Here is a 23,646-nt window from a genome sequence, read left to right as displayed (position 1 = left end):
AGCCGCTGGACACCGTGTCCACCCCGTCACAGGCCCGCAGTCACGCCTCGTACAGCGCGGTTCTGTACCGCCTGCCCACGAAATCACGTCCGACGTTGTACGAAACCGACATCGGTGTGCGGGGCCTTCGCCACGTACCGTCGATGCATGACCACTGTCGAAGACGCGCCCGCCGGCGCCGGCGACGCCCGCGGGCGCGTCGCCGAACTGCACGCGATCCGTGAGCAGGTCCGGCGAGGCCCCAGCGAGCGAGCCACCGAGGCGCAGCGCGCCAAGGGCAAGCTGACCGCCCGCGAGCGGATCGACCTGCTGCTGGACGAGGGTTCCTTCAACGAGGTCGAGCCGCTGCGCCGGCACCGCGCCACCGGATTCGGTCTGGAGGCCAAGAAGCCGTACACCGACGGTGTGATCACCGGCTGGGGCACGGTCCACGGCCGGACCGTCTTCGTGTACGCGCACGACTTCCGGATCTTCGGCGGCGCGCTGGGCGAGGCCCACGCCACCAAGATCCACAAGATCATGGACATGGCCATCCAGGCCGGTGCGCCGCTGGTGTCCCTGAACGACGGCGCGGGCGCCCGCATCCAGGAGGGCGTCTCCGCGCTGGCCGGCTACGGCGGCATCTTCCAGCGCAACACCAAGGCGTCGGGCGTCATCCCGCAGATAAGCGTCATGCTGGGCCCGTGCGCCGGCGGCGCGGCCTACTCGCCGGCCCTGACCGACTTCGTCTTCATGGTCCGCGAGACCTCGCAGATGTTCATCACCGGCCCCGACGTGGTGCGCGCGGTGACCGGCGAGGAGATCACGCAGAACGGCCTGGGCGGCGCCGATGTGCACGCCGAGACCTCCGGTGTGGCGCACTTCGCCTACGACGACGAGGTCACCTGCCTGGAGGAGGTCCGCTACCTCCTCTCGCTGCTGCCGGCCAACAACCGGGAGAACCCGCCGGCCGTGCCCTGCGAGGACCCCGCCGACCGCAGCTGCGACAGCCTCCTGGACCTCGTCCCGGCGGACGGCAACCGGCCGTACGACATGCGCAAGGTCATCGAGGAGATCGTCGACGACGGCGAGTACCTCGAGGTCCACGAGCGCTGGGCCACCAACATCATCTGCGCGCTGACCCGCTTCGACGGCCGGGTGGTCGGCATCATCGCCAACCAGCCGCAGTCGCTGGCCGGCGTCCTGGACATCGAGGCGTCCGAGAAGGCCGCCCGCTTCGTCCAGATGTGCGACGCCTTCAACATCCCGATCGTCACGCTGCTCGACGTCCCCGGCTTCCTGCCCGGCGTCGACCAGGAGCACGGCGGCATCATCCGGCACGGCGCCAAGCTGCTCTACGCGTACTGCAACGCCACCGTCCCGCGGATCTCGATCGTGCTGCGCAAGGCGTACGGCGGCGCGTACATCGTCATGGACTCGCAGTCCATCGGCGCCGACCTGACCTACGCCTGGCCCACCAACGAGATCGCCGTGATGGGCGCCGAGGGCGCGGCCAACGTCATCTTCCGCAAGCAGATCGCCGAGGCCGACGACTCCGAGGCCATGCGCACCCGCATGGTCAAGGAGTACAAGTCCGAGCTGATGCACCCGTACTACGCGGCCGAGCGCGGCCTGGTCGACGACGTCATCGACCCGACCGACACCCGCCAGGTGCTCGTCCGGGCGCTGGAGATGCTGCGCACCAAGCACGCGGACCTCCCGGCCCGCAAGCACGGCAACCCGCCCCAGTAACCCCGTCCGCAACCGCTTCCACGGAGAATCGAGACCGCCGTGAACCCCGCCCAGTCCACCGTCGCCGCCCCCATCCGGGTCGAGAAGGGCCAGGCCAGCGAGGAAGAGCTGGCCGCGCTGACCGCCGTGCTGCTGGCCCGCGCCGCGCACCGCCCGGCCGCCCCGGCCGGCCCGCGCGCCACCGCCGCCCGCTGGCGCCGCCTGGAGCGCCAGACCGGCTTCCACGGCGCGACCAGCTGGCAGCGCTGAGCAAGACGCTGAGCAGAGCGCAGCGAAGGGCCCCGCACTCCGGTGCGGGGCCCTTCGGCATGCGGTGGCGCGGTCCGGCGGGGGGGTCCGGATCACTGCGTCCAGGCGGGTTCGCGGGCCCGGAGTTCCGCGCAGTAGGCGCTGACGACCTTGAAGAACGTGTCGGGGTCGTGGTCGATCATCGCCGACAGCTCGCAGTACAGCCGGTACGCCTGCTCCGGCAGCTCGTACGGGCAGGCGTCGGAGCTGCACCGCCACCAGTCGCCTCCGGTGCCGGCGAGGGGTTCGCCGCACCGGGGGCACGGTTCGTTCACGCGGGTTTGCTCGTCCCGCACGCGTAGCAGATCCACCAGCCGTCCTGGGTCCGGGTCATGTGCTGCCCGCACTTCTCGCACACCGCTCCCGTTCCGTACAGATTCCTGTCGCACGCCATCGGCCCTCCATGGGGGAGAGGTGATTGTCGCACTCCCCGCGGGGCGACGGGAGTACGTCCGCCGGCGTCCCACCGCGTCCCCCAGGCCGTCTCCGGCCGGTCAGCCGTGCCCGGGCGCGCTCGCGGGTGTTCCGGTTCGGCAGGGCGCGTCCGGAACGAGGCGTAGGTTCGCACCGAGCCCGGTCGGCGGAGCTGGGCAAGCGGAGATCCCCGTGCTGGCATGCCCTCGTCACCCCGCCCGCGGCGCCGACGCCGCGGGAACAGGACGACCGGAAGGAAGAGCCATGCTCAGCACGCTCGGCGCCGCCACCGCGGCGGCCCTGCTCCTCGCCGGCCCGGCATCCCCCACCACCCCCGCCCGCTACGGCGACGACCCGCCCACCGGGAAGATCACCATCACCGTCGCCACGGTCAACGGCTCCGGCTGCCGCCCCGGCAGCGCCGCCGTCGCCATCGCGCCCGACAACACCGCCTTCACCGTCACCTACAGCGAGTACCTCGCCCAGGCCGGCGGCGGCAGCAGACCCACCGACGCCCGCAAGAACTGCCAGATCGCGCTCAGCGTGCACGTCCCGCAGGGCTTCACCTACGCCGTCGCGCGCGCCGACTACCGCGGCTACGCCTCCCTGGCCAAGGGCGCCACCGGCCTGGAGCAGGCCGGCTACTACTTCCAGGGCCAGTCCGAGACGGCCCGCCGCAGCCACACCTTCACCGGCCCCTACGAGACCAACTGGCAGACCTCCGACGAGACCGACGTGGACGCGCTGGTCTACGCGCCCTGCGGTGAGGAGCGCTACTTCAACATCAACACCGAACTGCGGGTGGACGCCAAGTCCGCCGACCCGGCCGCCACCAGCTTCATGGCGATGGACTCCACCGACGGCAGCATCAACACGGTGTACCACTTCGCCTGGAAGCAGTGCCCGGCCCGCCGCTGACCGCACGGCGAAGGCCCCCGCGACCGGCAGGTGTGCGGGGGCCTTCGTACGGGGCGGCGCGGGGCCGTCCGGTCAGCGCAGCCGGGCCATCAGGGCGTGCTCCACGAGCGTGATGAGCGCGCTCTTGGCCTCGCTGCGGTGCCGCGCGTCGGTGGTGATGATCGGCGCGTCCGGGCCGATCTGCAGCGCCTCACGCACCTCGTCGGGCGTGTAGGGCTGGTGTCCGTCGAAGCCGTTGAGGGCGATCACGAACGGCAGGCCGCTGTTCTCGAAGTAGTCCACGGCCGGGAAGCAGTCCGCCAGGCGGCGGGTGTCCACCAGGACCACCGCGCCGATGGCGCCGCGCACCAGGTCGTCCCACATGAACCAGAAGCGGTCCTGGCCCGGCGTACCGAAGAGGTACAGGATCAGGTCCTGGTCCAGGGTGATCCGGCCGAAGTCCATCGCCACGGTCGTGGTCGTCTTGTCCGGTGCGTGCGTGAGGTCGTCGATGCCCGCCGAGGCGGAGGTCATCACGGCTTCGGTGCGCAGCGGGTTGATCTCTGAGACGGCCCCGACGAACGTGGTCTTGCCCACGCCGAAGCCGCCCGCCACCACGATCTTCGCCGAGGTGGTGGAGCGGGCTGCACCGCTAGAGCTTGCGAAGTCCACTGAGCACCCTTTCGAGCAGTGTCACATCTGGCTGTCCGCCGGCGGTCTCGTCCCCGCCGGGCTGATGGATGGCGACGAGCCCGGCCTCCGCCAGGTCGGCGACGAGGATCCGGGCGACGCCGAGGGGGATGGAGAGGAGGGCCGAGATCTCGGCCACTGATTTGATCTCGCGGCAGAGGTGGCAGATGCGCTGGTGCTCCGGCAGCTGGCCCTGCAGCTTCGCGGGATCGGCGGTCGTGCTGACCAGCGCCTCGATGGCGAGCTGGTAGCGCGGCCGGGTCCGGCCCCCGGTCATGGCGTACGGGCGCACGAGGGGGTTGTTCGCCCCGCCCGTGGGGGCGGGCTCGGGCGCCGGCCGCGGCGGCTGCACCGGCTGGATGCGCGGCGGCCGCGGCGGCTCGTACGGTGCGGGCTCGTACGGGCGCTGCTCGTACGGGCCCCGCTGCTGGGCGGGTTGCTGCGGCTGCGGCGGCAGGTGCCGCTGCGGCCTGCGGCTCGGCGCGGAAGGGAAGTTGAAGCGGTTGTGATGGGTCTCGCCCTGGGGGCCGGACTGCGGTCCGGGACCGTACGGGTAGCCGCTCGGGGGCGTTGCCACGTCTCCTCCTCCAACTTGCCTGCTCTGACGCCGGTCGCGCCACCGCACCCTATGGCGCGGTGGCGGGAAACGCACTGCCTGTCTGCTAGTTGAGAAGGCTGCCCTGCAGTTCCGCGCGCAGATCGGGCGTCAGGACGGTGCCCGCGCGATCGACCAGCAGGGCCATCTCGTAGCCGACCAGGCCGATGTCGCACTCCGGGTGCGCCAGCACGGCCAGCGACGATCCGTCCGAGACGGACATGATGAAGAGGAAGCCGCGCTCCATCTCCACCACGGTCTGGTTGACGTCCCCGCCCTCGAAGATGCGGGACGCGCCGGAGGTCAGCGACGTCAGACCGGAGGCCACCGCCGCCAGCTGATCCACCGTCCGCGGAGACCACGACCGTGTGGGACACCCCGGGGGTGTTCTCCACGAAGTTGGTGATCAACCAGTTCAGATTCTGCGCCGCCTGGCTCATCGGGCTCACACTAACGCTCCTGATCGTAGGTGCTGCCGGGGCCGAAGCCCTGTTGGTCATTCTGGGGGACCCCCGGGGAGGGGTCCGCGCCGGTGCCGGCGCTGCGCCCCTGCTGGACACCGCGGCGCAGATTGCTCAGCCTGCCGCGGACGTCCTCCGGGGCGCGGGAGACCTGGGGGCCGCCCTGCGTGGACTGCTCCGCGGTGCCCTCGACCAGATTGGCCTTGGGCACCCGCCGGGGAAGGCCGGAAGCGGTGACCCCGCCCGCCGTCGGCTGGCGCAGTCGGCCCGCCCGCTGCCAGCGCTCGTCGTTCTCACTGCGCCAGGCGGAACCGTCGTCCCGGCCGGACTCCGGTGCGCTCGGCTGCTGACCCTGCGGCGAGCCGCCGCCGCGGCGCGGAAGGCCGGCGTCGGTCAGCGAGTGGATCACGCTCTCGGTGGGGCCGGGACGCTCGAATGGTACGCGCTCGGGCGCATCAGCGGGAGCGGCGGGCTGATTCCGGTCAGATTCCGCTTCGGTCCCGAAGTAGCCGTCGTAGACGGGCTGTTCGGCCCAGGCGTCCGGGGGCAGCGGATCGGTGAGCGGGTCGTGCGGGGCGTAGGGGTGCTGGCCGGTGGTCTGCGCCGGGGCCGGTTCGCCGAACGCCTCGCCGCCGAAGGACCGGTCGTCGTACAGCGGCGCACCGGGCTCCGCATACGGCGCGGCCGGCGGCTCCTGGTGGCTCTCGGCGGGCACCTCGTCGCGGTACAGCGGACGGGCGCCGGCCGGCTCCTCCGCGGGCTGCCCGGCGGCCGCCTGGGCCTCCAGCGCCGCCCGGCGCTCCTCGCGCAGCAGCGAGCGGCCCACGGGGTCCAGCCCGTCCGGGCCGGCGGGGCGCGCCTGGAAGCCGTCGTCGAAGCCCAGCTCGGCGGCGGTGCGGGTACCGCCCTCGTACGCCGACTGCGGCTGCTCGGGGACGATCCGGGAGACCGTGAAGTCCTGGTCGACCTGCTCGTCGCCGCCACCGCCGTGGGTGATCGCCTCCGGCAGCATGACCAGCGAGGTGGTGCCGGCCTGCTCGCCCGAGGGGCGCAGCTGCACCCGGATCCCGTGCCGGTCGGCCAGCCGGCCGACCACGAACAGGCCCATCCGCTGGGAGATCGCGGCGTCCACGCTCGGCGGGTTGGCCAGCTTGTGGTTGATGTCCGCGAAGTCCTCGGGGGTCAGCCCGATGCCCTTGTCGTGGATCTCGATCATGATCCGGCCGTCCGGCAGCCGGGTCGCGGCCACCTTCACCTTGGTCTGCGGCGAGGAGAACGTGGTGGCGTTCTCCAGCAGCTCCGACAGCAGGTGGATCAGGTCGGTCACGGCGGTGCCGTGGATCTCGCTCTCCGGTACCGCGCTGAGCTCGATCCGCTCGTACGACTCGACCTCGGACGTCGCCGCCCGCAGCACGTCGATCAGCGGCACCGGCTGGTTCCAGCGGCGGCCGGGCTCCTCGCCGGCGAGGATCAGGAGGTTCTCGCCGTTGCGGCGCATGCGCGTGGCGAGGTGGTCGAGCCGGAAGAGGTTCTCCAGCTGGTCCGGGTCGGCCTCGTTGTTCTCCAGGCCGGTGATCAGCTCCAGCTGACGCTCGATCAGGCCCTGGTTGCGGCTGGAGAGATTGGTGAAGATCGCGTTGACGTTGCCGCGCAGCAGCGCCTGCTCGGCGGCGAGCCGGACCGCCTCGCGGTGCACCTGGTCGAAGGCGCGGGCCACCTCGCCGATCTCGTCCGTGGTGGCGATCGGGATCGGCTGCACCCGGGTGTCGACCCGGCCCGGGTCCGTACGGGAGAGCTGGTCGACCAGCATCGGCAGCCGCTGCTCGGCCACGCCGAAGGCCGCGTTGCGCAGCGCGCGCATATTGCGGCTCATCCGGCGCGCCATCAGCCCGGCCACCAGGAACGCGGCGACCAGCGCGGCCAGCACGATGCCGGAGTCCACGAACGTCGAGGTCCGGGCGTCCGAGGAGATCTGCGCGGCCTCGTCGACCGCCTTGTCCGCCAGGTCCTTCTCGATGGACCGGTACATGTCGAACTTGCCGGTGGCCGCCTGGAAGTAGACGTCCGGCGTGACGCCCTTCTGCGCCAGCGCCGACGGGTCCGCGCCGCTGCCGATGAGGGTGGACATCTGGTCCATCGACGGCGGGGCGCGGAACGTCCGGCCGGCCGCCTGCGCCTGCTCCTTGGCCCGGGCGATCTGCTGCTCGGCGGTCCGCTGGAGCTTGGCGGCGTCGGACTTCAGCCGCTCCACGTCGTCCGGCGTGCCGCCGGAGGTGTACTCGCCGATCGCGATGCCCTCCAGGTAGCGGTACGAGGCGAACGCGGTCAGCTGGGCCTTGTGCTCCTTGCCGTTCTCCGGGGAGGCCGGGGCGACCAGCAGATGGGTGCCGATCGAGCGCTCCAGCGACTCGGCGGCCTTCGCCAGTGCGACGGCGTAGACGGTGCGCCCGTAGGAGGTGATGTTGCCGGTGCCCAGGCCGAGTTCGTTGGCGAACTCCATCAGCGGGTGCTGGATCTCGACGTAGCCCTCTTCGGTCTGCACGCCGGTGAGCTTGGGGGTGAAGGCCACCTGGCGCAGCTGCGCCAGCTTCGGCTCGGTCTTCCTGAAGAGCGCCATGCGGCGCTCCAGGCCCGGCTTGGCGGGCATGTTCCTGGCGGCGTCGTGGAACGCCTTCCCGGCCGCGTCGGTGGCGTCCCGGGCCTCCTGGACGACCGGGTCGTCCTTCTCGCCCTTCAGCAGCGGCGCGGCGGTGCGGTCCCGTTCGTCGATGAGGGCGTTGCTGTAGGAAAGCGCGGCGCGCACGAGCTTGGCGGTGTTCTCCGCGTCCCGCGCCTCCTGCCAGGTGCCGAAGGAGGTGTTCACCCGCAGGCCGCCGAAGACCAGGGCGACGAGCACGGGGATGAGCAGGATCGCGTTCAGCCGGGTGGCCACCCGCCAGTTGCGCGGGGCGAACCTGCCGCCGCTGACCGGGGGCGCGGCGGCCGGCTCCGCGGGCGCCTCGGAAGCCGGCGCGCTCCCGCCTCGGGGTGGCGGCGTGAAGTTGCCCCGCCGCGGTTCCTGCGGCTCGGGGCTCGTCGTGCTTCGCCTCACTCGACCAACAACCTCTCGGCGCCGGCACGGTCTTGCAGTGCCGTTTCTTCTGGGCGTTACTACTCCGGAGTTCAGCGAATTTCAGCACGTCAGGGCGGTGCGTTCCAAACACTGGGCAGAGCCCGGGAGACCCGTGAAGCACGCAAGATAAAAGGGGCGTTAAGGGCGAGGCGCGGCAAAAGGCGGGAGAACTGTGAGCACAGCGAAGCCGGGCATGCGCGTGCCGTGGCGAAGCCGGGTCGATTCACTGTCGAAACGTTATGAAGCCCGGGGCGGGCGTGTCGAAGGACACAGCACACCGCCCCGCCGGCGGGAACCGGACCCGGGCAGCCCGCATCCGCCCCGTGACGTCCCCCCTGTTACGCCCCCTGCGGCACCCCCCGTACGCCCCCGCCGAAACCCCCTGGCCGGCAACTGCCGGACGGCCCGCGCCGGTTGGCGGACGGGCCGGACCGCCGCTACCGGAGCCGGGCCATCAGCGCGTGCTCCACGAGCGTGATGAGCGCGCTCTTGGCCTCGCCGCGGTGCCGCGCGTCGGTGGTGATGATCGGCGTCCCCGGGCCGATCTGCAGCGCCTCGCGGACCTCCTCCGGGGTGTGCGGCTGGTGCCCTTCGAAGCCGTTCAGCGCGATCACGAACGGCAGGCCGCTGTTCTCGAAGTAGTCCACGGCCGGGAAGCAGTCCGCCAGCCGGCGGGTGTCCACGAGCACCACCGCGCCGATGGCGCCGCGCACCAGGTCGTCCCACATGAACCAGAAGCGGTCCTGGCCCGGCGTGCCGAAGAGGTAGAGGATCAGGTCCTCGTCCAGCGTGATGCGGCCGAAGTCCATCGCCACGGTCGTGGTCGTCTTGTCCTGGACGTGGCTCAGATCGTCGATCCCGGCCGACGCGGAGGTCATCACGGCCTCCGTACGCAGCGGGTTGATCTCCGAGACCGCGCCGACGAACGTGGTCTTGCCCACGCCGAAGCCGCCCGCCACCACGATCTTCGCCGAGGTGGTCGAGCCGCCCGGGGCCCGGCCGGGGTCAGAGCTTGCGAAGTCCACTGAGCACCCTCTCCAGCAGGGTCACGTCCGGCGTGCCGCCCGCCTCGCCGCCCGGCTGGTGGATCGCCACCATCCCGGCCTCCGCCAGGTCCGCCACCAGGATGCGCGCCACACCGAGCGGGATGTGCAGCAGCGCGGAGACCTCCGCGACCGACTTCACCTCGCGGCACAGGTGGCAGATCCGCTGGTGCTCGGGCAGCAGCCCGGGCAGCTGGGACGGGTCGGCGGTGGTGCTGACCAGCGCCTCGATGGCGAGCTGGTAGCGCGGCCGGGTCCGGCCTCCGGTCATGGCGTACGGCCGCACCAGCGGCTGGTCGCCTTCGCTCCCGTACGGCGCGGGACTGTAGGCGCCGTACGGGCCGGAAGTATGGGGCGGCGGGGTCATGGGTCCTCCGGACGGGACAACTGTCTGTCGTCAGGTTGGGCCGGTGGGGGGTGCGGCACGGATGGATGGGATTACCGGGTGCGGGCGGCGCTGCGGACGCCGCGCGCACTCAGTTCAGCAGACTGCCCTGGAGTTCGGCGCGCAGATCGGGCGTCAGGACGGTGCCCGCGCGGTCGACCAGCAGGGCCATCTCGTAACCGACCAGGCCGATGTCGCACTCGGGGTGCGCCAGGACGGCCAGCGACGATCCGTCGGAGATCGACATGATGAAGAGGAAACCGCGCTCCATCTCCACCACGGTCTGGTTGACGGTCCCGCCCTCGAAGATGCGGGACGCGCCGGAGGTCAGCGACGTCAGACCGGAGGCCACCGCCGCCAACTGGTCGGCGCGGTCCCGGGGGAACCACCGTCCGCGGAGACCACGACCGTGTGGGACACCCCGGGGGTGTTCTCCACGAAGTTGGTGATCAACCAGTTCAGATTCTGCGCCGCCTGGCTCATCGGACTCAACTAACGCTCCTGCTGGTGAGTGGGATCGACAATGCCGTGGGTGCCGGTGGACGACGTCCCGGCCTGCCGGCCCTGCTGAATGCCCCGGCGGAGATTGGTCAGCCGGCCCCGCACGTCGCTCGGCGCGCGGGAGACCTGCGGACCGCCCTGGGGGGTCTGCTGCTGAGCGGTGCCGGCGACGAGATTGGCGCGCGGCACCCGCCGGGGCAGCCCGGAAGTGGTGACACCGCCCGAGGCGGGCTGGCGGACCTGCTCGGCCTGCCGCCACACCTCGTCGTTGGGCGAGGTCCGCCACTGCGCGGCGGAGTCGGCCGGGGCCGCCTCGCGGCCGCCGCCCGCCGGTCCGCCGCCGTCCTGGCCGGTGCCGCGCTGCGGCTTCGGCGGGACACCGGCGGCCGCCGCGGCCGGGGTGTTGAACCAGTTGGACTCGATGGTGTCGAAGATCGGCGTACGGGCGTCCCCGGAGCCGCGCTCGGCGGCGTCCAGCGGGTCGGCGAGCGGATCGCCGACCGGCTGACCGGCTTCCGCCGCGGGCCGTCCGGCCTCCGGCCGCCGGACCTGCCCGGTGGTCTCGTACCGCTCGGGGGCCTCGAACTGGCCGGTGGTCTCCGGCTGCCCGGCGCCGAACAGGTTCGCCCCGGGGCGGGCGGCCTCGGGACGGCCGGTGTCGAACCGGCCCGTCGTCTCCGACGGCCCGGCGCCGAACAGGTTGCCCCCGGACCGGCCCGCCTCGGACCGCCCGGTGTCGAACTGCCCGGTGTTCTCGAACCGTTCGGGCGTCTCGAACTGCCCGGTCGTCTCCGCCGGCTGCTCGGTACGCGGGAAGCGGCCGGTGGTCTCCGCGGGCTGCTCGGCGCGCGGGAAGCGCCCGGTGTCGCCGGCGGCGTCGTCCCGCCCGGCGTCCGGCCGCGGCCCGCCGAAGTCGGGCCGGGGGAACGCGGCGGTGTCACCGGGCCCGGCGGCCGGCGCCAGCTGCTCGAAACCGCCCTGGCGGGCCGGCTCCTCGTGGCCGCGCGGCCGGTCCTGCGCCGCGCGCGGGGCCAGCGGCCAGTCGTCGTCGCGGCCGCGGTCCCGGCGGACGCCCAGCGGCGCGCCGTCCGGCGACTGCTGCCCGCCGCTGCCGCCCGGCAGCTCGCCGGCGGCCGGGGAGGGCCGCGACGGCAGCTGCGGCCGCTCGTCGCGCCCGGGCACACCGGTCGGCGGGGCCACGGTCGGGGTGCGGTCGCCACCGCGGCCGGATTCCGCGCCGCGGCCGTCGCCGGCGCCGCGGACCGGCAGCGCGGGCCGCCCGCCACTGGCGCCCGGCCGGGGGGCGTCGCCGCCGCGGGCCGGTGCGGCCGGGGCACCCGGGGCGGTACGACCGCCGGGCGCGGGCGCGCCGAAAGCATGGGGGGAACCGCCGGGACCGCCGGCACCGCCCGGTCCGCCGCGCCCGGGCAGCGCGGGCCGCGCGCCGGGACCGGAGCCGACCTGGCCGCGCGGCTGGAGCCCGGCCAGCCGGCTGGTGGGCGCGCCACCGGGACCACCGGGTCCACCGGGGCCGCCGGCGCCCTCGGGCTTGCCCGGGCCCTTGCCCGCCGCGCCCGGCGCCGGCTTCTTGCCGCCCTGGGCGACGTCCACCGGCAGCATGACCAGCGCGGTGGTGCCGCCGGAGTCGGACGGCCGCAGCTGGATGCGGATGCCGTGCCGCAGCGACAGCCGGCCGACCACGAACAGACCCATCCGCCGGGACACCGAGACGTCCACGGTCGGCGGGCTGGCCAGCCGCTCGTTGATCGCCGAGAGGTCCTCGGGGGAGAGGCCGATACCGGTGTCGTGGATCTCCACCAGCACCCGGCCGTCGGGCAGCGCGTGACCGGTCACCTTGACCTTGGTCTGCGGCGACGAGAAGGAGGTGGCGTTCTCCAGCAGCTCGGCGAGCAGGTGCACCAGGTCGTTGACGACCCGGCCGGCGACCTCGGTCTGCGGGACCGCGTTCAGCTCGATCCGCTCGTACTGCTCCACCTCGGAGGCGGCGGCCCGGAGGACGTCGACCAGCGGGACCGGGCGGGTCCACCGGCGGCCCGGCTCCTCACCGGCGAGGACGAGGAGGTTCTCGCCGTTCCGGCGCATACGGGTGGCGAGGTGGTCGAGCTTGAAGAGCGAGGAGAGCTGGTCCGGGTCGGCCTCACGGGACTCCAGTTCGGAGATCAGCGAGAGCTGGCGCTGGATCAGGCCCTGCGAGCGGCGCGAGAGGTTGGTGAACATCGCGTTGACGTTGCCCCGCAGCAGCGCCTGCTCGGACGCCAGCCGGACCGCCTCGCGGTGGACCTCGTCGAACGCCGCGGCCACCCGGCCGATCTCGTCCCGGCTGTGCACACCGACCGACTCCACGGAGGTGTCCACGTCCTGCGGGTCGGCCTCGGAGAGCTGCTTGACCAGCTCGGGCAGCCGGTCCTGGGCGACCTTCTGCGCGGTGTCCTGGAGGCGGCGCAGCGAGCGGACCATGGAGCGGGCCACCACGAAAGCGCCGACCAGCGACACCCCGAGGACCAGCAGGATCACCGCGCCGTTGAGGATCGCGTCCTGGGTCGCGGCGTTGCGCAGCTCGCGGGACTTCTGGTCCATCTCGGACAGCAGCGCGGTCTCGATCCGCGACATCTCGTCGATCTTGACGGTGTCGGAGTCGTACCAGTCGAGGTACTTGTACTCCTGGCTGCGGATGCCGTTGGGGGTGGCGAAGGTCCGGTCGGCGAACGCCGAGGCGGCCTTGATCTCGTCGTTGTTGCCGTCCAGGCCCTTGGTCAGGGAGGCGGCGTTGCCGCTGTAGATCTGGGAGAAGCGGGCCCGGGCGGCCTTCTCGTTCTCCTCGGCGTTGTGGCCGGCCTGCCGGTCGTTGGCGGACAGCTGCGGGCCGCCCGAGTGCGCCAGGCCGGCGCTGACCAGGGCGCGCTGCATCGACGCGTACTCCTTGGCCGACGAGAACGCGGCCAGGGCGCGGGTGGAGCGGATCATCTCCGGGTTGCTGGTGGCCTGCGCCATGTCCTGCGAGAGGTTCAGCAGGGACGTGATCAGCTGGTTGTAGGCGTTGACGGTCCGCGCGGCGTTGTCGTCGTCCTTGTAGGCGTTGGAGCGGATCTCGTTGAGGGTGTTGAGCTGGCGGCCGATCTCCAGGACGGTCGCCCGGACGCCGGCCATGGTGGCGTCGTCGGTCTTGATGTCGCCGGTGGCCTGGTCGAACGAGACCTTGGCGCGGTTGGTCGCCTCGCGCGGCGCGACGACGTTGGCGTCGTCCTTGGTGTTGCCGGAACCGGCCAGCGGACCGGCCGACTTGTCCCGCTCGACCTGCAGCGCGTCCGCCAGCTCGGTGGCGTAGCGGGTCATCTGCGTCAGCAGCTGCATCTTGTCGAGCTGGTCCATGTTGTCCAGCTCGGTGTTGACGCGCAGCGCGCCCAGGGTCGTCGCGGCGACCACCGGCAGCGCCAGCAGGGAGACCAGGCGGGTGCTGATGCGCCAGTTGCGCAGGGCTATTCGGCTGCCGGGCCCGCCGGGGCTGTTCTTGGGCCTGCCGCCGTCCGCGGCGTCCTCGCCCGGAGTCCGGTCGCGGTCTGCCGCGCCGCGCACCTCCGGGTCCGCCGCAGCGTTGCCATCCCTCTTGAAACGTCCCTGCACTAGCGTCGCAACCTCTGGACCAGGCGTCCCCCCGCGCCAGCGGCGGAACGGTGTCGAGTCGGTGGGGACCGCGTTAAGCCCCCATGGCGGTCGTGAGTGACCGGCGGGCTGCCCCCTCTGGCCGAGAGAGCGGCACCACCGCGCGGCGCTCCTTCGCGCCCCCTGCGCGCCGGCGGAAACGTGCGGCGGTCCGTGGAATTCCAGCACAGTGCCGGATCTCCAACAAGAGCGGAGCCGGCCGCCGCGACCCGGGTGACGCACCGTGCGGCCCGTATTACGCCCGGTAGAAGACGCTGCCCCTGATTCCGGACTTTTCTCCGCGAGTCGTCCGGCCCCTCACCCTGTCCCAGGTGCGGTGATCAGGAGCGGAACATGCGCTTCAATCCATCAATGTCCGTTTCGACCATGGATGTTGATCATGGGAAATGCGGCATATGTCACACCCTCCGTGAGGAAACTCACAGGAAGATCGACGACTTTCCCCCTGATCCGCAGGGAATAGCGCGCTTAGCCTGACGCTTTACACAGTCGTACGCGATGACAACGCGCGCGACCCCACCGTTCGACAGCGCTCCCCGACCAGACGCGAGGCATAACTCCCGTGAAGACGACGATGATGTTCCGCACCATAGCCAACCCGCGGCGCACCACCCTGGCCCATCTCAAGGACGCCGAGGAGCTCGGCGCCCCCGAGCCCCAGGAGCACACCGTCGAACTGCCCCGCCAGACCGCCAACCCCCGCCGCACCGTCCTGAACGACCTCCCGAAGCAGGACATCCCGGCCTGAATGGACGGCGGTCCGGCCGCGCCCCCGCGATAGCCTGGAGTGTCAACTCCGGCCAGTGATCAATTGAGGGGCAGCGGCACCCGTGCGCATCGCCAGATTCTCCATCGACGGCAACGTCGGCTTCGGCGTCCTCGAAGGAGACGAACTCGACGTCATCAAGGGGCATCCGTTCGCGGACTTCGAGCGCTCGGGCCGCAAGGTCCCCCTCGACAAGGTCCGGCTCCTGCCGCCGGTCCTCCCCAACAAGGTCGTGGGGGTGGGCCGCAACTACGCCGAGCACGCCGCCGAGCTGGGCAACGAGGTCCCGGACACGCCGGTCATCTTCTTCAAGCCCTCGACCGCGGTGACCGGCCCCGGCGACCCCATCGCCTACCCCTCCTTCTCCCAGGAGGTGCACCACGAAGCGGAGCTGGCCGTCGTCATCGGCCGGATGTGCCGCGAGGTGCCCCGCGAGCGGGTCAAGGACGTCATCCTCGGCTACACCTGCGCCAACGACATCACCGCGCGTGACGTCCAGCGCCGCGAGAACCAATGGGCCCGGGCCAAGGGCTTCGACGGCTCCTGCCCGCTCGGCCCCTGGATCGAGACGGACCTCGCCCCGGCGGACGTCGCCGCCGGCCTCACCCTCCAGTGCACCGTCAACGGCGTCCAGCGCCAGCTCGGCCGCACCAGCGAGATGGTCCGCCCGATCGAGGACCTGATCGTCCACATCACCGAGGCGATGACGCTGCTCCCCGGCGACGTCGTCCTCACGGGCACCCCGGCCGGGGTCGGCCCGCTCCACGACGGCGACACCGTCTCCGTCACCATCGAAGGCATCGGCACTCTCACCAATAAGGTGATCAAGCGTGGCTAACGCGACCCCCGTCCGCGTCCGTTTCTGTCCGTCCCCGACCGGCAACCCCCACGTCGGCCTGGTCCGCACCGCCCTGTTCAACTGGGCCTACGCGCGCCACACCGGCGGCCAGCTGGTCTTCCGCATCGAGGACACCGACGCGGCCCGCGACTCCGAGGAGTCCTACCAGCAGCTGCTGGACTCCTTCCACTGGCTCGGTTTCGACTGGGACGAGGGCCCGGAGGTCGGCGGCCCGCACACCCCGTACCGCCAGTCCCAGCGGATGGACATCTACCGCGACGTCGCCGAGAAGCTGCTCGCGGCCGGCCGCGCGTACCACTGCTACTGCACCACCGAGGAGCTCGACGCCCGCCGCGAGGCCGCCCGCAAGGCCGGGCGCCCGTCCGGCTACGACGGCGCCTGCCGCGAGCTGACCGCCGAGCAGAAGGCCGCCTACGAGGCCGAGGGCCGCGCCTCGATCGTCCGCTTCCGGATGCCCGACGAGCCGATCACCTTCACCGACCTGGTCCGCGGCGAGCTGACCTTCACCCCGGAGAACGTCCCGGACTACGGCATCGTCCGCGCCAACGGCGCCCCGCTGTACACCCTGGTCAACCCCGTCGACGACGCCCTGATGGGGATCACCCACGTCCTGCGCGGCGAGGACCTGCTCTCCTCCACCCCCCGCCAGATCGCCCTCTACGGCGCGCTGATCGAGCTGGGCGTGGCCCAGGCCGTCCCGCACTTCGGCCACCTGCCCTACGTCATGGGCGAGGGCAACAAGAAGCTCTCCAAGCGCGACCCGCAGGCCAGCCTCAACCTCTACCGCGACCGCGGCTTCCTCCCCGAGGGCCTGCTGAACTACCTCTCCCTGCTGGGCTGGTCGTTCTCCGCCGACCAGGACATCTTCACCATCCCCGAGATGATCGAGAAGTTCGACATCGCGGACGTCAACGCCAACCCGGCCCGCTTCGACCTCAAGAAGGCCGAGGCGATCAACGCCGAGCACATCCGCCGGCTGGACGTGAAGGACTTCACCGCGGCCTGCGAGCCGTGGCTGAAGGCCCCGTTCGCCACCTGGGACCCGGCGGACTTCGACCGCGCCGCCTGGGAGGCCATCGCCCCGCACGCCCAGACCCGCCTCACGGTCCTCTCCGAGATCACCGCCAACGTCGACTTCCTCTTCCTCAAGGAGCCGGTCGAGGACGAGGTCTCCTGGGCCAAGGCGATGAAGGGCGACCCGGTGGCCCTGCTCACCACCGCCCGCGCCAACCTCGCCGCCGCCGACTGGACCGCCGGCCCCGAGGTCCTCAAGCAGGCAGTCCTCGCCGCCGGCGAGCAGCACGGACTCAAGCTCGGCAAGGCCCAGGCCCCGGTCCGGGTGGCCGTCACCGGCCGCACCGTCGGCCTGCCGCTCTTCGAGTCCCTGGAGATCCTCGGCAAGGAGCGCACCCTCCACCGCATCGACGCGGCCCTGGCCCGGCTCACCGCCTGACCGCCCCCGCACCCTCGGGACCCCCACGGGCCCGGAAGCCCCGCGCTTCCGGGCCCGCCCCTTTTTCCCTGCCCGCAAGCCCCTTGGATTCGCGGATATGCCCCTGCGCGCCGTCCTCTGGGACCTCGACGACACCCTCTTCGACTACACCGGCTCCGACCGCGCCGGCGTCCTGCGCCATCTGCGCGCCGAGGGCCTGCTGGCGGCGTACGGCGGCGAGGACGCCGCGCTGGCCCGCTGGCGGACGGCCATGGAGACCCAGTTCGCCCGCTTCCTCGCCGGCGAGCTGGGCTTCCTGGAGCACCGCAGGGCCCGCGCCCGCACCTTCCTCGGCACCCCGCTGAGCGACGCCGAGGCGGACGCCTGGTTCGGCCGCTACGTCGCCCACTACGAGGCCGCCTGGCGGCTCTTCCCGGACGCCGTACCGGCCCTCGCGGCCCTGGCCCCCCTGGTCCGCCAGGCGATCCTCTCGAACTCCTCCACCGCCAACCAGGAGCGCAAGCTCGCCGCCCTGGGCATCCGCGACCGCTTCGAGGCGGTCCTGTGCGCCGACGGCCTGGGCCACGCCAAACCGGCCCCCGAGGCGTTCGGCGCGGCCTGCGCGGCGCTGGGCCTCCCGCCGGCCGAGGTGCTGTACGTGGGCGACCGGCTCGACATCGACGCCCTGGGCGCCCGGGACGCCGGTCTGGCGGCCGTCTGGCTGGACCGGGCCGGCACCGGCGGGGAGCCGCTGCCGCCGGGCGTGCGGCGGATCCGGGGGCTGGCCGGGCTCCCGGAGCTGGTGCGCGGGGCAATCGGTTTTGGAGCACCCCCCACGATCAGGTAATGTTCTTCCTGCGCCGCCCGAGAGGGGCCGAGAGGCCCGGACCGGAAGGCGCCGATCAAGGAAAGACCCCCTCACCGGGGTTGCACTTTGATGGCCTATGGTGTAATTGGCAGCACGACTGATTCTGGTTCAGTTAGTCTTGGTTCGAGTCCAGGTAGGCCAGCTCGCAGAGCTCATCTGCAAAGCCCCCGTTGTGTAGCGGCCTAGCACGCCGCCCTCTCAAGGCGGTAGCGCCGGTTCGAATCCGGTCGGGGGTACAGATCCTTTCCGGGGAGGCAGTCAGGGTCGCACCCGCTGCCACTCACGCAGGATCGCTAGGGCCCCCGTTGTGTAGCGGCCTAGCACGCCGCCCTCTCAAGGCGGTAGCGCCGGTTCGAATCCGGTCGGGGGTACTGGTCTACACCACCATGGCCTATGGTGTAATTGGCAGCACGACTGATTCTGGTTCAGTTAGTCTTGGTTCGAGTCCAGGTAGGCCAGCTCGCAGAGCTCATCTGCAAGGCCCCCGTTGTGTAGCGGCCTAGCACGCCGCCCTCTCAAGGCGGTAGCGCCGGTTCGAATCCGGTCGGGGGTACGTTCAGGAAAGGCCCTCCGCGTCAAGCGGGGGGCCTTTTCGCTGTGTTGGAGCACCGACGGGTTCAACGAAGCGGCTGGCGGCGGGAGTTGGCGCGGTGCGGCGGGCAACGGGCCGGTGCGGGCGGGCGCTTGAGGCGCCGGGGCGCGGTCGTACGGGATGTGAGCCGGCCGGCCGCCGCGGGGGAGCGGGGCCGGCCGGCGGGGCTCAGCCGCCGTTGCGGCGCAGGCCCTCGGAGAGGCGGGCGGCGGCGTCGATGACCGCCTGGGCGTGCATCCGGCCCGGGTGGCGGGTCAGCCGCTCGATGGGTCCGGAGACCGAGACGGCGGCCACCACGCGGTTGGAGGGGCCGCGGACGGGCGCGGAGACCGATGCCACGCCCGGCTCCCGCTCGCCGATCGACTGGGCCCAGCCGCGGCGCCGTACGCCGGAGAGCGCGGTGGCGGTGAAACGGGCGCCCTGGAGGCCGCGGTGCAGCCGCTCCGGCTCCTCCCAGGCCATCAGGATCTGGGCGGAGGAGCCCGCCTTCATGGTCAGCGTGGAGCCGACCGGAACGGTGTCCCGCAATCCGGACAGCCGTTCCGCCGCCGCCACGCAGATCCGCATATCGCCCTGGCGGCGATAGAGCTGGGCGCTCTCGCCCGTCACATCGCGCAGGTGCGTGAGTACCGGTCCGGCCGTCGCCAGGAGGCGGTCCTCGCCGGCCGCAGCGGCCAGCTCGGACAGCCGCGGGCCGAGGATGAACCGGCCCTGCATGTCCCTCGCCACCATCCGGTGGTGTTCCAGTGCCACGGCCAGCCGGTGGGCCGTGGGTCGTGCGAGCCCGGTCGCCGCGACCAGCCCGGCGAGGGTGGCCGGACCGGACTCCAGAGCACTCAGAACCAGAGCCGCCTTGTCGAGAACGCCGACGCCGCTAGAGTTGTCCATGCAACGATACTCGCGTCTCACACTGTGAAACGCAAGTTCAATTTTCCAGCGAAGTCGTCACTCTGTAGTTGCGGCCCTCGACCAGGGCCCGGCGTCAGGCCCGCCAGGGGACATGCGCGGGTCACCGCGCACAGACGAGCAAGGCCGGCACAGCGGCCGGCCGGAGGGAATGCGATGGGACGGACACTTGCGGAGAAGGTCTGGGACGACCACGTCGTCCGGCGCGCGGAAGGCGAGCCCGACCTCCTCTTCATCGATCTGCACCTGCTGCACGAGGTCACCAGCCCGCAGGCGTTCGACGGCCTGCGCAAGGCCGGCCGGCGGGTGCGGCGCACGGACCTGACCATCGCCACCGAGGACCACAACACCCCGACCCTCGACATCGACAAGCCGATCGCCGACCCGGTCTCCCGCACGCAGCTGGAGACGCTGCGGAAGAACTGCGCGGAGTTCGGTGTCCGGCTGCACCCGCTCGGCGACGTCGAGCAGGGCGTCGTCCACGTCGTGGGACCGCAGCTGGGACTGACCCAGCCGGGCACCACCGTGGTCTGCGGTGACTCCCACACCTCCACGCACGGCGCGTTCGGCGCGCTGGCGTTCGGCATCGGCACCAGCCAGGTCGAGCACGTCCTGGCGACCCAGACGCTGCCGATGGCGCCGTTCAAGACCATGGCGATCACCGTCGAGGGCGAGCTGCCCGACGGCGTCACCGCCAAGGACCTGATCCTGGCGATCATCGCCAAGATCGGCACCGGCGGCGGCCAGGGCTATGTCATCGAGTACCGCGGCCCGGCCATCGAGAAGCTGTCGATGGAAGCCCGGATGACCATCTGCAACATGTCCATCGAGGCGGGCGCCCGGGCCGGCATGATCGCCCCGGACGAGACCACCTTCGACTACCTCAAGGGCCGCGACCACGCCCCCAAGGGCGCGGACTGGGACGCCGCGGTGGCGTACTGGCAGACGCTGCGCACCGACGACGACGCGGTCTTCGACGCCGAGGTCGTCATCGACGCCGCGCGGCTGGCGCCGTTCGTCACCTGGGGCACCAACCCCGGCCAGGGCGCGCCGCTTTCGGCCAGCGTCCCCGACCCGGCTTCGTACGAGGACCCCTCGGAGCGGTTCGCCGCCGAAAAGGCCCTCGAATACATGGGGTTGACGGCGGGTCAGCCGCTGCGCGAGATCTCCGTGGACACCGTCTTCGTAGGTTCGTGCACCAACGGCCGGATCGAGGACCTGCGCTCGGCGGCCTCGATCCTCAAGGGCCGCAAGGTCGCCGACGGGGTGCGGATGCTGGTCGTCCCCGGGTCGGTCCGGGTCGCGCTGCAGGCCGTCGAGGAGGGGCTGGACAAGGTCTTCACCGCGGCCGGCGCCGAATGGCGGCACGCGGGCTGCTCGATGTGCCTGGGCATGAACCCCGACCAGCTGGCGCCCGGTGAGCGCTCCGCGTCCACCTCCAACCGCAACTTCGAGGGCCGGCAGGGCAAGGGCGGCCGCACCCACCTGGTCTCGCCCCAGGTCGCCGCCGCAACGGCGGTTCTCGGCCATCTGGCCGCACCGGCCGATCTGTCCGACGCCGTCACCGCCGAGCCCGCGGGAGTCTGAGAACCATGGAAGCTTTCACCACCCACACCGGCCGGGCCGTTCCGCTGCGCCGCAGCAACGTCGACACCGACCAGATCATCCCGGCCCACTGGCTGAAGAAGGTCACCCGCGACGGCTTCGAGGACGGGCTGTTCGAGGCGTGGCGCAAGGACCCGGAGTTCGTCCTCAACCAGGAGGCGTACCGCGGCGCGACGGTCCTGGTGGCCGGCCCCGACTTCGGCACCGGATCCTCGCGCGAACACGCCGTCTGGGCGCTGCAGAACTACGGCTTCAAGGCCGTCATCTCCTCCCGCTTCGCGGACATCTTCCGCGGCAACTCCCTCAAGAACGGCCTGCTGACGGTGGTCCTGCCGCAGGAGACCGTGGACCGGCTGCAGAAGCTGGCCGAGGCCGACCCGACCGCCGAGGTGACGGTGGACCTGGTCGCCCGCGAGGTCCGCGCCGAAGGCGTCACCGCCGGCTTCGAGCTGGACGAGAACGCCCGTTGGCGGCTGCTGGAAGGGCTGGACGACATCAGCCTCACCCTTCGGGAGGAGTCCGCCATCGCCGCGTACGAGGCGAACAGGCCGTCGTTCAAACCGCGTACCATCGAGGTCTGACCTCGGGTTTTATGGCTCAAAGGCTTATTGCGTACGATGCGCCCCCTGTGCAGTTGGCAGGGGGCGCATCGCCGTGTCGAGGCCGGTGTTGAGGCCCCGTGAAGCGACAACTCGCCGCAGATGGCACAATTAGCGCATGGGACGCGACGACCAACTCGAGCTCTACGGTTCCGTCGCCGACCGACTCAAGGACGCACACGCAAGAGTGCGGACACTGCAAGTCCCGGAGGGCGTACGGATGGCGCTGACCCGGAAGCTGCTCGTCATCACGGCCGCGGCTAAGCACGATCTTGCAGGCGCGGCAAGGCGCCTGGAGAGGTTCCTGCACGACCTTGACGAAGGTCGTTATCCCGAAGATGTGCATGCCGACGGAAGTCCGTGAAGGTCGAGTCCGTTGCGGCACAAGGGTGATTAGCCCGTTTCGTGTTTGATTTGCGGTATATATCTGCCTAACGTGCGAAAAAGCTTGGAAACTTTCGTTCCAGCAATGTCTCCGAAGGGGAAGACGTGAACAAGGCGCAGCTCGTAGAAGCCATTGCCGACAAGCTCGGCGGCCGCCAGAACGCCGCGGACGCGGTGGACGCCGTACTGGACGCAATCGTCCGTGCAGTTGTCGGCGGGGACCGGGTTTCGGTCACCGGATTCGGCTCGTTCGAGAAGGTGGACCGCCCGGCCCGCTACGCCCGCAACCCGCAGACGGGTGAGCGGGTGCGGGTCAAGAAGACCTCGGTGCCCCGTTTCCGCGCCGGTCAGGGCTTCAAGGACCTGGTGAGCGGTTCGAAGAAGCTCCCCAAGGGCGGCGAGGTCGCCGTCAAGAAGGCCCCCAAGGGCAGCCTGACCGGCGGCACCGCCATCAAGAAGGCCGCCGCGAAGAAGGCCACCGCCAAGAAGGCCGCCGCCAAGAAGGCCGCGCCCGCCAAGAAGACCACCGCGGCGAAGAAGGCCGCACCGGCGAAGAAGACCACGGCGGCGGCGAAGAAGGCCGCGCCCGCGAAGAAGACCACGGCCAAGGCCACCGCCAAGAAGGCCGCGCCCGCGAAGAAGACCACCACCGCGAAGAAGGCCACGGCGAAGAAGACCGCCCCCGCCAAGAAGACCACGGCGAAGAAGGCTCCCGCCAAGAAGGCCACGGCGCGCAAGACCACCGCCAAGAAGACCACCGCCCGCAAGCGGTAGGTCCACAGGCGGCGACGCCAGCCACGCGCCGGGCCGGTCTCCCTCCGGGGAGCCCGGCCCGCGGTGCGTCCCGCCCCGGGGCGCCGTCTAGGCTGGCCCCATGCAGGCCACCGCGTACACCTACGACGAGACCACCCGCGCCGGCAGCGTGCTGCTGGACGACGGGACTCCGCTGCCGTTCGACGCGGCGGCCTTCGACGCCGGCGGCCTGCTCCTGCTGCGGCCCGGCCAGCGGGTCCGCATCGAGGTGGCCGGCGAGGGCGAGGCCCGCCGGATCACCCTCGTCACGCTCCAGACGCTCTGACCCGCGGCGCGAGCGCGCCGCCCCGTACACCGCCCGGCGCACCGGGCTCCGGCCCGAGATCCGCCCACCCGGGCAGCCGGCCGGCCTCCCGCGCGGTGTGCGGGCCCACCCCCAGCGCCAGCGCCGCCCGCAGATCCGCGCCGGTGTCCACGTCCCGCCGCACCGACGGCACCTCGGGCACCGTGATCTCGTATGCCCCGGACGCCAGGTGCCGGGCCCGTGAGGCGCCGCCGAAAGCCGGGTCCAATTCCGCACCGGAAGTCGCGGACAGAAGTGTTGTCCCGATATACGCCGCATCCGCGAGAAATGCGCGGGGAAATAGCGACGCGGAATGGAGCACCGCGGCCAGCTCGGCCGGGCGCAGCGCCGGCAGATCGGCGTTCAGCGCGGCCACCGGAGCACCGGGGCGATCCGCCCTTACCACGGCCGCGCCATGGGCCAGCGCCGCATTCAGCCCGTTGGCCGGAGCGTCCGGCACAATGCGCGCCCCCAGCGCCGCGACATGCTCCCCGGCCACCGGATCGTCCGTGACAACCGCCACATCCCGCACGTCATCGCAGGCCAGCGCGGCCGCCACGGTGTCCAGCGCGAATGCCAGCGCCAACCGCGGCCGGAACTCCTCACCGGCCGCCGGGGAGAGCCTGCTCTTGGCCCGCACCAGCGGTTTCAGCGGCACCACCAGGCTCCAGCCCACATCCCCTCCGTCTCTTCGCGTCGGCACCATTCTCACCCGCCGCCGGAGTCTTTCCGGAGTGGCGG

General features: G+C 71.7%; 22 protein-coding genes, 5 tRNA genes and 2 pseudogenes. 17 read left to right on the top strand and 12 right to left on the bottom strand.

The window, feature by feature from the left end; all coding sequences use genetic code 11:
* Positions 1-147: 147 nt before the first annotated feature.
* Both ADL22_RS15605 and ADL22_RS15600 read left to right on the top strand, forming a co-directional pair.
* A complete protein-coding gene (locus ADL22_RS15605; protein ID WP_066978891.1) occupies positions 148-1,731 on the top strand; it encodes an acyl-CoA carboxylase subunit beta in 1,584 nt (527 codons plus the stop codon).
* A 39-nt stretch (positions 1,732-1,770) separates the two neighbouring features.
* Positions 1,771-1,980 carry an acyl-CoA carboxylase epsilon subunit gene (locus ADL22_RS15600; protein ID WP_079064154.1) on the top strand — a complete coding sequence of 70 codons (210 nt, stop codon included), beginning with the start codon at positions 1,771-1,773 and terminating at the stop codon, positions 1,978-1,980.
* 92 nt (positions 1,981-2,072) lie between these two features.
* Here ADL22_RS15600 and ADL22_RS15595 read toward each other — a convergent pair whose 3' ends face one another.
* Both ADL22_RS15595 and ADL22_RS36670 read right to left on the bottom strand, forming a co-directional pair.
* A complete protein-coding gene (locus ADL22_RS15595; protein ID WP_066978884.1) occupies positions 2,073-2,294 on the bottom strand; it encodes a hypothetical protein in 222 nt (73 codons plus the stop codon).
* Entirely contained in the window at positions 2,291-2,413 is a 123-nt protein-coding gene (locus ADL22_RS36670) for a hypothetical protein (RefSeq protein ID WP_267890173.1), read from the bottom strand. The genes ADL22_RS15595 and ADL22_RS36670 overlap by 4 nt, the downstream gene beginning before the upstream one ends.
* 284 nt (positions 2,414-2,697) lie before the next feature.
* On the opposite strand from ADL22_RS36670, the gene ADL22_RS15590 reads away from it, so the two are divergent.
* A complete protein-coding gene (locus tag ADL22_RS15590; RefSeq protein WP_066978881.1) occupies positions 2,698-3,351 on the top strand; it encodes a DUF4360 domain-containing protein in 654 nt (217 codons plus the stop codon).
* A gap of 72 nt (positions 3,352-3,423) precedes the next feature.
* Here the strand turns inward: ADL22_RS15590 and ADL22_RS15585 are convergent, their stop codons facing one another.
* From ADL22_RS15585 to ADL22_RS15550, 8 genes and pseudogenes are all read right to left on the bottom strand, one after another.
* Positions 3,424-4,002, bottom strand: a complete 579-nt coding sequence (locus ADL22_RS15585) for a GTP-binding protein (RefSeq protein ID WP_073447656.1) — start codon at positions 4,000-4,002, stop codon at positions 3,424-3,426.
* Entirely contained in the window at positions 3,983-4,597 is a 615-nt protein-coding gene (locus ADL22_RS15580) for a DUF742 domain-containing protein (RefSeq protein ID WP_066978878.1), read from the bottom strand. The genes ADL22_RS15585 and ADL22_RS15580 overlap by 20 nt, the downstream gene beginning before the upstream one ends.
* Before the next feature lie 85 nt (positions 4,598-4,682).
* Positions 4,683-5,055: pseudogene (locus ADL22_RS15575) on the bottom strand (roadblock/LC7 domain-containing protein).
* Between the two features lie 10 nt (positions 5,056-5,065).
* Entirely contained in the window at positions 5,066-8,167 is a 3,102-nt protein-coding gene (locus ADL22_RS15570) for a nitrate- and nitrite sensing domain-containing protein (protein WP_079064153.1), read from the bottom strand.
* A gap of 458 nt (positions 8,168-8,625) precedes the next feature.
* Complete coding sequence (locus ADL22_RS15565; RefSeq protein ID WP_066978873.1) at positions 8,626-9,213, bottom strand: GTP-binding protein; 588 nt, start codon at positions 9,211-9,213, stop codon at positions 8,626-8,628.
* The gene (locus ADL22_RS15560; protein WP_066978870.1) at positions 9,194-9,598 is read right to left on the bottom strand and encodes a DUF742 domain-containing protein; all 405 of its coding nucleotides are present in this window, start codon (positions 9,596-9,598) and stop codon (positions 9,194-9,196) included. Before ADL22_RS15560 ends, ADL22_RS15565 begins: the two co-directional genes overlap by 20 nt.
* Positions 9,599-9,707: 109 nt before the next feature.
* Positions 9,708-10,099, bottom strand: a pseudogene (locus tag ADL22_RS15555) (roadblock/LC7 domain-containing protein).
* A gap of 9 nt (positions 10,100-10,108) precedes the next feature.
* The gene (locus tag ADL22_RS15550) at positions 10,109-13,759 is read right to left on the bottom strand and encodes a nitrate- and nitrite sensing domain-containing protein (RefSeq protein WP_079064152.1); all 3,651 of its coding nucleotides are present in this window, start codon (positions 13,757-13,759) and stop codon (positions 10,109-10,111) included.
* Positions 13,760-14,360: 601 nt separating this feature from the next.
* On the opposite strand from ADL22_RS15550, the gene ADL22_RS15545 reads away from it, so the two are divergent.
* The 9 genes from ADL22_RS15545 to ADL22_RS15505 all read left to right on the top strand — a co-directional run bounded on the left by ADL22_RS15545 (position 14,361) and on the right by ADL22_RS15505 (position 18,276).
* Positions 14,361-14,546 carry a hypothetical protein gene (locus ADL22_RS15545; protein WP_066978864.1) on the top strand — a complete coding sequence of 62 codons (186 nt, stop codon included), beginning with the start codon at positions 14,361-14,363 and terminating at the stop codon, positions 14,544-14,546.
* An 82-nt stretch (positions 14,547-14,628) separates the two neighbouring features.
* The gene (locus ADL22_RS15540) at positions 14,629-15,402 is read left to right on the top strand and encodes a fumarylacetoacetate hydrolase family protein (protein WP_066978861.1); all 774 of its coding nucleotides are present in this window, start codon (positions 14,629-14,631) and stop codon (positions 15,400-15,402) included.
* Positions 15,395-16,876: a glutamate--tRNA ligase gene (gene gltX, locus ADL22_RS15535; RefSeq protein WP_066978858.1), complete on the top strand. Its 1,482-nt coding sequence runs from the start codon at positions 15,395-15,397 to the stop codon at positions 16,874-16,876. Before ADL22_RS15540 ends, gltX begins: the two co-directional genes overlap by 8 nt.
* A 97-nt stretch (positions 16,877-16,973) precedes the next feature.
* The gene (locus ADL22_RS15530; protein WP_066978855.1) at positions 16,974-17,702 is read left to right on the top strand and encodes an HAD family hydrolase; all 729 of its coding nucleotides are present in this window, start codon (positions 16,974-16,976) and stop codon (positions 17,700-17,702) included.
* A gap of 91 nt (positions 17,703-17,793) precedes the next feature.
* A tRNA-Gln gene (locus ADL22_RS15525) sits at positions 17,794-17,865 on the top strand.
* A gap of 21 nt (positions 17,866-17,886) precedes the next feature.
* Positions 17,887-17,959: transfer RNA gene (locus tag ADL22_RS15520), tRNA-Glu, on the top strand.
* A 62-nt stretch (positions 17,960-18,021) separates the two neighbouring features.
* Positions 18,022-18,094, top strand: a tRNA-Glu gene (locus ADL22_RS15515).
* 16 nt (positions 18,095-18,110) lie between these two features.
* Positions 18,111-18,182 (top strand) — tRNA-Gln (locus ADL22_RS15510).
* A gap of 21 nt (positions 18,183-18,203) precedes the next feature.
* Positions 18,204-18,276: transfer RNA gene (locus ADL22_RS15505), tRNA-Glu, on the top strand.
* A gap of 207 nt (positions 18,277-18,483) precedes the next feature.
* On the opposite strand, the gene ndgR is transcribed toward ADL22_RS15505, so the two are convergent.
* Positions 18,484-19,203, bottom strand: coding sequence for an IclR family transcriptional regulator NdgR (gene ndgR / locus ADL22_RS15500; RefSeq protein WP_018541140.1), 720 nt, complete (start codon positions 19,201-19,203; stop codon positions 18,484-18,486).
* A gap of 174 nt (positions 19,204-19,377) precedes the next feature.
* On the opposite strand from ndgR, the gene leuC reads away from it, so the two are divergent.
* The 5 genes from leuC to ADL22_RS15480 all read left to right on the top strand — a co-directional run bounded on the left by leuC (position 19,378) and on the right by ADL22_RS15480 (position 22,887).
* A complete protein-coding gene (gene leuC, locus ADL22_RS15495) occupies positions 19,378-20,808 on the top strand; it encodes a 3-isopropylmalate dehydratase large subunit (RefSeq protein WP_066978852.1) in 1,431 nt (476 codons plus the stop codon).
* Positions 20,809-20,813: 5 nt separating this feature from the next.
* The gene (leuD, locus tag ADL22_RS15490; RefSeq protein ID WP_066978849.1) at positions 20,814-21,407 is read left to right on the top strand and encodes a 3-isopropylmalate dehydratase small subunit; all 594 of its coding nucleotides are present in this window, start codon (positions 20,814-20,816) and stop codon (positions 21,405-21,407) included.
* Positions 21,408-21,543: 136 nt separating this feature from the next.
* A complete protein-coding gene (locus ADL22_RS33970) occupies positions 21,544-21,789 on the top strand; it encodes a hypothetical protein (RefSeq protein WP_079064151.1) in 246 nt (81 codons plus the stop codon).
* Positions 21,790-21,914: 125 nt separating this feature from the next.
* On the top strand, positions 21,915-22,583 hold the full coding sequence (locus ADL22_RS15485; protein ID WP_066978845.1) for an HU family DNA-binding protein: 669 nt from the start codon (positions 21,915-21,917) through the stop codon (positions 22,581-22,583).
* A 100-nt stretch (positions 22,584-22,683) separates the two neighbouring features.
* On the top strand, positions 22,684-22,887 hold the full coding sequence (locus ADL22_RS15480; RefSeq protein ID WP_066978842.1) for a hypothetical protein: 204 nt from the start codon (positions 22,684-22,686) through the stop codon (positions 22,885-22,887).
* Here ADL22_RS15480 and cofC read toward each other — a convergent pair.
* Positions 22,868-23,611 (bottom strand): 2-phospho-L-lactate guanylyltransferase, encoded by a 744-nt coding sequence (cofC, locus tag ADL22_RS15475; protein ID WP_066978839.1) that lies wholly within the window; start codon positions 23,609-23,611, stop codon positions 22,868-22,870. The genes ADL22_RS15480 and cofC overlap by 20 nt on opposite strands.
* Between the last annotated feature and the right edge of the window lie 35 nt (positions 23,612-23,646).

Source organism: Streptomyces sp. NRRL F-4489, from assembly GCF_001509485.1.
Taxonomy (GTDB): Bacteria; Actinomycetota; Actinomycetes; order Streptomycetales; family Streptomycetaceae; genus Streptomyces.
The sequence above is the reverse complement of the archived record's forward strand: the minus strand, read 5'-3'. Positions and strand labels throughout refer to the sequence as shown.